At 76.4% G+C, this 7,371-nt stretch carries 4 protein-coding genes; 2 read left to right on the top strand and 2 right to left on the bottom strand.

Translation table 11 applies throughout. From position 1 onward, the window contains the following. The first annotated feature begins 502 nt into the window (after positions 1–502). Positions 503–1,645: a serine hydrolase domain-containing protein gene (locus ACIO9K_RS29935; RefSeq protein WP_400334664.1), complete on the top strand. Its 1,143-nt coding sequence runs from the start codon at positions 503–505 to the stop codon at positions 1,643–1,645. Here ACIO9K_RS29935 and ACIO9K_RS29930 read toward each other — a convergent pair. Next, the gene (locus ACIO9K_RS29930; RefSeq protein ID WP_400334633.1) at positions 1,639–5,256 is read right to left on the bottom strand and encodes an AfsR/SARP family transcriptional regulator; all 3,618 of its coding nucleotides are present in this window, start codon (positions 5,254–5,256) and stop codon (positions 1,639–1,641) included. The two genes, ACIO9K_RS29935 and ACIO9K_RS29930, sit on opposite strands and share 7 nt — an antisense overlap. Positions 5,257–5,616: 360 nt before the next feature. Between ACIO9K_RS29930 and ACIO9K_RS29925 the strand changes: the two genes are divergently transcribed. Continuing rightward, positions 5,617–5,892: a hypothetical protein gene (locus tag ACIO9K_RS29925; protein WP_363589091.1), complete on the top strand. Its 276-nt coding sequence runs from the start codon at positions 5,617–5,619 to the stop codon at positions 5,890–5,892. A gap of 103 nt (positions 5,893–5,995) precedes the next feature. Here the strand turns inward: ACIO9K_RS29925 and ACIO9K_RS29920 are convergent, their stop codons facing one another. Beyond that, a complete protein-coding gene (locus tag ACIO9K_RS29920) occupies positions 5,996–7,321 on the bottom strand; it encodes a cytochrome P450 (protein WP_400334631.1) in 1,326 nt (441 codons plus the stop codon). Between the last annotated feature and the right edge of the window lie 50 nt (positions 7,322–7,371).

The raw sequence follows: 7,371 nt of genomic DNA, 5'->3' as shown, positions 1-7,371 counted from the left end.
GGACAGCGAGGCGGACACCCGATCCGGGGCGGACACCAGGGCGGACAGCGAGGCGGACACCCGATCCGGGGCGGACACCAGGGCGGACAGCGAGGCGGACACCCGATCCGGGGCGGACACCAGGGCGGACAGCGAGGCGAGCACCCGATCCGGGGCGGACACCGGGCGCCTGCCAGCGCGCCGTGCGCGGTCTGCCAGCGGCGGGCCACAGGCTGGGCCCGTCCAGATCACCCGGCAACCAGAGGGAACCGCATCCATGCCGTCAGCTACTTCTCCTTCTTCCACTCCTTCTTCGGCTACTCCTTCTTCAGTTGCCCCTTCGCCCTCCCGCCCGGGGTGGTCGCGCCGCCTGCGGCTGGCGCCGCTCGTGCTGACGGCGTCGGCCCTCACCACGGGACTGGCCGCCGGACCGGCGCTCCCAGCCCCCCTCCCCGCCGCCACGGGATCCACGCCCTCCGCGACCCGGGGCGGAGCCGAGGCACAGCGGGTCCAACTCGATAAGCTGGCACGGCAGTTGGTGGCCGCCGGGGCGCCGGGCGTGGTGGTGCGGGTGGACGACGGCCGGGGCCGGCCCGTCGAGATCGCCGAGCAGGCCCCCTGGGCCGCGGCGGACCAGCGGCTCGCGGCGGGGGACGAGTTCCGGATGGGCTCCAACACCAAGACCATGATGGCCGTGATCGCCCTGCAACTGGCCGCCGAGGGACGCCTCGCGCTGACCGACCCGGTGGAGGCGTGGCTGCCGGGCCAGGTGCCCGACGGCCGGGCGATCACGCTACGGATGCTGCTGAACCACACCAGCGGCCTGCCCGACTACACCGAGGACCCCGCCGTCCTGCCGTCGATCCTCGGCAAGGACCCGCACCGGTGGACCTCCGCCGAACTGCTCGCCGTGGGCGTCAAGCGCCCGGCGCTGTTCCCGCCGGGCACCCGGTGGTCCTACAGCAACACCGACTACGCGGCGGTCGGCGCCGTCCTGGAACGGATCACCGGAGCGAGCCTCGCCGACCTGATCCGGGACCGGATCGCCCGTCCCCTGGACCTGGAACACACCTACCTCGCCACGGACGGCAACTGGCACGGCCGGCACGTCCGCGGCTACGAGCCGGACTCCGCCCACATGCCGGCGGGAGTGCCCTCGGCGTTCCGGGACGTGGCCGGGGTGCACCGCGACGGCCGGGTGGACGTCTCCGGCAACGACCCGGGCTGGGGCGGGGCGGCCGGGGCCGTGGTGTCCACCGCGCAGGACTGGTCCCGCTTCTACAACGCGCTGATGTCCGGCAGGCTGCTGCCCGCGGCCCAGCTGGCGCAGCTGCGCGCCACCGTGCCGATGGACCCGCAGAACCCGGTGGACGGGCCCGGCTCCGGCCTGGGCATCGGGACGGTCCGCACCCCCTGCGGCACCGTCTGGGCCCACGACGGGGGGATCACCGGCTACTCCAGCACCAACCTCACCGACGGCACCGGCAGCCGTACCGCCACCGTCCTGATCTCGACCGAGTTCCTGTTCGAGTTCGGAGCCGACGCGGAGCTCACCGCGGCCGGCCAGGCCCTGCAGAGTGCGGTGACCTGCGCGATGTTCGGCAAACCGGCCCCTGCCCCTGCCCCTGCCCCTGCTCCGGCTCCGGCCCCTGCTCCGGCTCACTGACCGGGCGGCCCGGCCGCGGGCGAGGGCCCGGCCGCGGGCGAGGGCCCGGCCGCGGGCGAGGGCCCGGCCGCGGGCGAGGGCCCGGCCGCGGGCGAGGGTGAGGTGATGATCGCGGACAGCAGGTCCCTGGCCTCGGTCCGCGCCATCGCCGCACCCGCGGCGTGCGCGGACGTGAACCCGGCGGCTCCCAGGTCCGCCGTGGCCCGTCCCGCGATCCTGCGCACGTCGGTGTCACCGAGGTCGTCCGAGCCCCGCAGCAGGTCGGCGGCGCCGAGCAGGAGCGCCGCCTCCCCCGGCCGGCCGCGGCACAGCTCGATGTCGGCGGCCGCCACCGCGATCCGGGCCGCGACCGCCGAGTTCCAGGTCAGCACCAGGTGCACCGCCGGATGGTCGAGCCGGCGCACCGCCGCGCCGGGCAGGCCGTCCGCCGCGTCCAGCTGCGCGAGCACGCCCAGCAGCAGGGCGGTGAGGTGTGAAGGCACCGGCTGGCCGCCGGGGGCCTGGTCCAGAGCGGCCAGGGCGTGCGCGCGGGCCGGCTCCCGCCGCCCGGCCCGCCACTCCAGCTGGGCCAGGCCCAGGCACACCACGGCCCGGGGCTCGGCCCATCCGGCCCGCGCCACCTCCTCGAGCAGGCCCGCCAGCTGCCGCCGCGCGCCGTCCGCGTCCCCGGCCTGGGCACGCATCAGGGCGGCCTGGACATCGCTGTCGACCGTGTCCTCCCGCATCCCGAGTTCCTGGAAGTACCGGGTGGCCCGCTCGTTCATCGCCAGCGCGTCGGCCAGGTCGCCGCAGCGCCGCCGCAGCGAACCGAGGGTGCTCAGCGCGGTCGCCATGCCCCACCGCTCGCCGAGCGCCTCGAAACCGGCCAACGCGTGGGCGAGGAAGCCCCTCGCCTCGGTGACGTCCCCGGTGTGCAGGGTCAGCAGGCCCCGCACGAGCAGGGTGAACGGACCGCTGGAGGGGTCCTTACACTCGCCGTCCGGGAAACCCGAGGAACCCGAGAGGACCGGGAAGTCGGACGGGCACGGGAAGTCAGACGGACACGGCGGGTCAGACGGACACGGGAAGTCAGACGGACACGGGGAGTCGGACGGGCGCGGCGGCGGCTGCGGGCCGGCGATGGCCGCGGCCAGCCGGGCCAGCTCCAGCAGGGGATGGACACCAGGGTCAACGCCCACCATCGCCGCCTCGATCCGGCCGAAGGCGGCCGCCCTGTCCTCCGGCCGGCCGATGGACTCGGTGCCGACCTCGTACGTCGCGACCACCAGCGCACGGGCCGCCGGATCGGCCGGCCCGGGGACCTCCAGCACCCGTTCCAGCAGGTCCAGCGACTCCGGCGGATAGCCCCGCATGGACCAGAACCAGCACAGCGCGGCGCCGAACCGGACCGCCGTCGCGGCGTCCCCGGACTCCACCGCCCAGCGGATCGCCGCCAGCAGGTCGTCCCACTCGGCCGACAGCCGGGCCAGCCAGCGCAACTGGTCGCGGGTACGCAGCCGCGGCTCCGCCGTCTCGGCCAGGGCGAGGAAGAACCCGCAGTGGCGTTCGCGGGCGGCACCGTCCTGCCCGCGGCGGGTGAGCTGCTCCAGGCCGTACTCCCGGATGGTCTCCAGCATCCGGTAGCGCGGCTCTCCCGTGGCGGCGGCTCCGAGCGGGTGCAGCAGCGACTTGTCGACCAGCGCCGCCAACAGCTCCCGGACGTCGCGGGTGGGGGCGTCGTGGTCGCCGGGGTGGTGGTGGTCGGCGTGCGGGGCGCCGAGCCCGCCGACCGCCTGCGCCGCGTCCTCGGTGAAGCTGCCGGGCGCCACCGACAGCCGTTCCAGCAGCGCCCGTTCGTCGGCGGCCAGCAGCTTCCAGCTCCAGGCCACCACGGCGCGCAGCGTCTGGTGGCGGGGCAGGGCGGTGCGGCTGCCCCGGGTGAGCAACCGGAACCGGTCGTCCAGCCGGGCGGCGACCACCTCGGCGGGCAGGGTGCGCAGCTGGGCGGCGGCCAGTTCGATCGCCAGTGGCAGGCCGTCCAGGCGGCGGCAGATCTCGACCGCCGCCGCCGGCGAGCCGTCCTCCTCGGCGAAGCCGGGGCACACGGCGGCGGCCCGGTCGTGGAACAGCCGGACCGCCGCGCAGGCGCGGGCCTGTTCGGGTGTCGCGCCGGGTTCGGGCAGTTCCAGGGGGAGCACCGGGTGCAGGTTCTCGCCGTCGATCCGCAGTGGCTCCCGGCTGGTGGCCAGTACCCGCAGCCCGGGGCACCGGCCGAGCAGGGTCCCGGCCAGCGCGGCCGCCGCCTCGATCACGTGTTCGCAGTTGTCCAGCACCAGGACCGGGTCGTCGCGCGTGAGCACCTCGGTCAGGCGGTCCAGGACCTCCTCGGGGGTGCCGGGGCGGCGGGCCGGGGCCGCGACGCTCTTGGGCAGGTCGGCCTCGCGGGTCCGCAGGGCGTCGAGCACCGCGCGGGGCACGTCCGCCGGGCCGGCCGGGGCCAGGGCGGCGAACCACACCCCGCCGGACGGTGTGAGCCGGCGGCCGACGGTGGTGGCCAGCCGGGTCTTGCCGGACCCCCCGGGTCCGACCAGGGTGACCAGGCGGGCCCGGCCGAGCAGCTCGGCCACCCGACGGATGTCGTCCTCGCGGCCCACGAAACTGGTCAGCGGCGCGTCCAGGTTGCCGGGCGGCCGTGCTCGGCGGGGTTCCGACCGTTGAGGTGGCGGCCGTTGAGGCTCCGGCCGTTGGAGTGGCGGCTGGTCGGCGGGCGTGCGGTGACCGGGAAACTGCTGGCGGTCAGGGGGCGTGCAGTGGCCGGGAAACTGCTGGCGGTCAGGGGGCGTGCAGTGGCCGGGAAACTGCTGGCGGTCAGGGGGCGTGCGGTGACCGGGGGGCGCCGGGAGCTCGCCGCGCAGGACCGCGAGATGGGCCGACCGCAGCTGCGGTCCGGGGTCGCTGCCGAAGGTGTCGGCCAGCCGGGCGCGCAGCCGCTGGTAGGCGGCCAGCGCCTCGGCGCCCCGGCCGCCGGCGGCCAGGGCCCGGATCAGCTGGGCGTGCAGCCGTTCGTGCAGCGGGTGCCGCGCGGTCAGCGATTCGAGTTCGGCGATCAGCTCCGGTCCGGCGCCCAGCGCGAGGTCGGCCTCGATCCGGTCCTCCAGGGCGACCAGCCGCGCCCGCTCCAGCCGCCGGGCCTCGGCGTCGGCGAACGGCGCCTCGCGCACGTCCGCCAACGCGGGGCCGCGCCACAGGGCCAGAGCCTCCCGCAGCGCGGCGGCGGCCTGGGCCGGCCGGCCCTGCGCGTGCAAGTGCCTTCCGGAGCGGGCCAGTTGATCGAACCGGGCGGTGTCCACCGCGCCGGCCTCGACGGCCAGCCGGTACCCGGCCGGTCCGAAGGTGAGCAACGCGGGGTCGCCCAGGACGCCCCGCAGGCGGGACACCAGTGACTGCAGGGCGTTCCTCTGGTCGGCCGGTGGCGCCTCGGCCCACAACGCGTCCGCCAGGGCCTGCGGCCGGACAGCGCGGCCGGCGTCCAACGCGAGGTAGGCCAGCAGCGCCCGTAGCCGCGCGCCGCCGATCGGCAGCGGGCCCGCTCCGGCGTCCAGTACCAGGGGTCCGAGCAGGCCGACGCGCACCGGGTCACTATCGCAGCACCACCGGTTCGATCGTCAAGTCGCCGGCCGGCACCCACGCGCCCACCCCAGCCGTGAGCAGCCACCGAGACAGCGACCCGGCCGGACCGACGGCCTCCCCGGCCGCCGGGCAGCCCGCCACCGATGGCCGCGACACCGCGCGCGGGCGGCGCGCTCCCCGGGCTCCGGCGGGCCGCCCGTCACGTTCTCGGGGCGGCGATGGGGGGCCCGGGTGAACCGGTAGCCCCGGACAGCCATCCCCGGTCGCGCTCCGCATACGAATGTGTGTGGATGGTGACAGGCCGCCATTTCGTGGCGGTCCGATCGACCATCACCACCCTTATCTGGAAGGGCTCTTCCCCCATGCGTACTGCGCGCCGTGTCCTGACCGTCTCCGCCCTCTGCCTCCCGCTCGTGCTCGGCGGGGCGACCATCGCCTCCGCCGCCACGCCCGACAACATCCCCTCCCTGAACTACGACCACGGGGCGTTCTCCGTCGGCCCGAACGGCAGTGCCCTGCACATCACCGACGTCCAGTTCGGTCCTGACGGCGCCTCGTTCCTCGACGCCGCCGTCGCGGTGGGCCCCAACGGCGTCGCCGGCTACGCCACCGAGACCGGCATCGGCATCGGGGGCTGATCCCCGCCGCTCCCCCATGCCGGGTGCCCCGGGACGGTTCGTCCCGGGGCACCCGCACGCCCGGGGCCGGGCCGCGCGGGGCGCGCCGGCGGGTGCGCGGCGCTCACCCCGCCCGGCGCGGGCTGACGAGCATGCGGATGTCGTCGGCCGCCCAGAGGACGAACCGTTCGGCCGGGACCACCCGGTGGCCCGGCACGGGCCGAAAGCGCAGGCGCTTGAGGAGGACGGCCAGCAGCAGTTCGCACTCGACCATGGCCAGGGCGGCGCCCTCGCAGCTGCGCGGGCCGAACCCGAAGGGGACCCAGGCCAGCCGCGCGCGTCCGGCCGCCTGCTCCGGGGTGAAGCGCTCGGGGCGGAACCGTTCGGGCTCGGGCCAGTGGTCGGGGTTCAGGTGGACGGCCCAGAACGGGTAGAAGACCACCGCCCCGGCGGGGACCTCGTACGCGCCGAGGGTGAGCGCCTGGGTGGTCTGGCGCGCGCCGTACGGGCCGGGTGGGTAGAGGCGCATCGACTCCTGGAGGACCGTCCGCAGGTACGGCAGGCGCCGCAGGTCGGCGTACCCGGGGGCCGCGCGGTCGCCGAGCACGCGGTCCAGTTCCCCGGTGACGCGTTCGGCCGCCCCGGGGTGGCGGCCCAGCAGGTGCAGGGTCCAGGAGACGGCCACGCCGGTGGTGTGGTGGGCGGCGAGCATCGCCGCGAGGACGGTGTCGCGGATCCGGGCGGGGCGCTCGCCGGCCTCGACCAGTGCGCCGACCAGGTCGCTGCGGTCGGCGCGGCCGCCGTCGTGGTGGGCCGCGATCACCCGGTCGACCGTCGCGCGCAGGAGGGCGAGCGCCCGCGCGGTCCGCTCGGCGCGCTCCTGCGGGTCGACGGCGGGGGGCACCTGGTAGAGCCGTTCCAGGTAGTCGGCGAGCACCTCCTCGAAGGCGGCGGCGACGACGTCCGGGCCCTCCACCTCGCCGCCCAGCGCGTACGCGCAGATCATCCGCAGGGACAGGGCGGTCAGGTCCTGCTGCAGCGCGACGGCCTCGCCCCGCGCGCCCCGCGCGGCCCAGCGGTCCGCGAGGCCGGTGGCGAGCGCGGTGAAGCGGTCGAAGGCCTGCTCGTGCGAGGGGCGGCCGGCCAGGACCGAGAGCAGGGTGCGGCGCCACGGGGCGTGTTCGTCCGCCGGGAGCACTTGCAGGTTGCCGGCCTCGAACAGCGGGTCCAGGAAGGAGAACAGGCGCTCGGGGCGGCGGTCCAGGTGCGCGGTGGCCTCCAGCAGCACCGGGTCGGCGACCGACACGGCCGTCTCGGCGCCGGGCAGCTGGAACCGCGCCACGGGGCCGTACTCGGCGTGCAGCCACAGCTGGTAGGCGTGCAGCCCGCCGGCCCGCGCGATGGCGCCGACCCCGCCGTCCGGCCGGGGGTCTGGACCGGGGATCTTCATCGGACCTCCTGGTGTCGCGTGGTCGGATGCGCCGCCCGGACGGTGGACGC

Source organism: Kitasatospora sp. NPDC087271 (assembly GCF_044744605.1).
In the GTDB taxonomy this organism is placed as follows: domain Bacteria; phylum Actinomycetota; class Actinomycetes; order Streptomycetales; family Streptomycetaceae; genus Kitasatospora.
This window is presented reverse-complemented; position numbering and strand designations above follow the sequence as displayed.